The sequence below is a fragment of the Pseudomonas sp. Sample_9 genome (genome assembly GCF_004307535.1).
In the GTDB taxonomy this organism is placed as follows: Bacteria; Pseudomonadota; Gammaproteobacteria; order Pseudomonadales; family Pseudomonadaceae; genus Aquipseudomonas; species Aquipseudomonas mercuritolerans.
In genome coordinates, this window is the sequence record NZ_RAZO01000462.1 from 3,368 (window position 1) to 4,655 (window position 1,288).

2 protein-coding genes are annotated in these 1,288 nt (G+C 61.6%); both read right to left on the reverse strand.

Annotated elements, in window-relative coordinates; genetic code table 11:
* Positions 1-803: glycine betaine/L-proline ABC transporter ATP-binding protein (locus tag D6877_RS26395; RefSeq protein ID WP_130912625.1), on the reverse strand; the 803-nt coding region annotated here is incomplete at its 3' end.
* The coding region (locus D6877_RS26400) for an ABC transporter permease subunit (protein ID WP_241662955.1) at positions 800-1,288 on the reverse strand (489 nt) is incomplete at its 5' end. The genes D6877_RS26395 and D6877_RS26400, both read right to left, overlap by 4 nt.

Sequence of the window (1,288 nt, forward strand, 5' to 3'; positions counted from 1 at the left end):
AACCGGTCGACATACTCATCCGCCGGCGAGTGCAGGATCTCTCTTGGCGTGCCCACCTGAATCAACCGGCCATCCTTGAGAATCGCGATGCGATTGCCGATGCGCACGGCTTCGTCGAGGTCGTGGGTGATGAAGACGATGGTTTTGTGCAGGGTCTTTTGCAGTTCCAGCAACTGGTCCTGCATCTCGGCGCGGATCAACGGATCCAGTGCACTGAACGCTTCGTCCATGAGGATGATGTCGGTGTCCGCCGCCAATGCGCGGGCCAGGCCGACGCGCTGACGCATGCCGCCGGAGAGCTGGTGCGGGTATTTGTTTTCGTAGCCCTTCAGGCCCACGGTGTTGATCCAGTGCAGCGCGCGTTCGGCACAGACCTGCTTGCTCTCGCCGCGCACTTTCAGGCCGTAGGCGACGTTATCGAGCACGGTCTTGTGCGGCAGCAGGCCGAAGCTCTGGAACACCATGCTGATCTTGTGCCGGCGAAATTCGCGCAGGGCTTCCATGTCGTACTGCAGGATGTCCTCGCCATCGACCAGAATCGCCCCGCTGGTGGGGTCGATCAGGCGATTGAAGTGGCGCACCAGCGTGGATTTGCCGGAACCGGACAGGCCCATGATCACGAAGATTTCGCCGGTGCCGATGCTCAGCGACAAGTCGTTCACGCCGACCACGCAACCGGTTTCGTTGAGCACCTGATCCTTGCTCTTGCCTTGGCCGACCATGGCCAGCGCATCCTTGGCGCGGTTGCCGAAAATCTTGAAGACGTTGCGCACTTCGATCTTGCTCACGCTTGCGTTGCTCATTTGCTCACCTCATGGCGTGGCCGACCGTACGCTTGAGTGATGCGGTCGATGACCACCGCGAGAATCACGATCGCCAGCCCGGCTTCGAGACCACGGCCGACGTTGAGGGTCTGAATGCCCACCAGCACGTCTTCACCGAGGCCACGGGCGCCGATCATCGAAGCGATGACCACCATCGACAGGGCCATCATCGTCGTCTGGTTGATCCCGGCCATGATGCTCGGCAGCGCCAGCGGCAGTTGCACGCCGAACAGTTGTTGCCAGCGGTTGGCGCCGAAGGCGTTGATCGCCTCCATGACTTCGCCGTCGACCTGGCGAATGCCCAGATCGGTCAGGCGAATCAGCGGTGGCGCGGCGTAGATCACCGTGGCGAAAATCGCCGGCACCTTGCCCAGGCCGAACAGCATCAGCACCGGGATCAGGTACACGAAACTCGGCATGGTCTGCATGATGTCGAGCAGCGGCATCAGCACCGAACGCAGGCG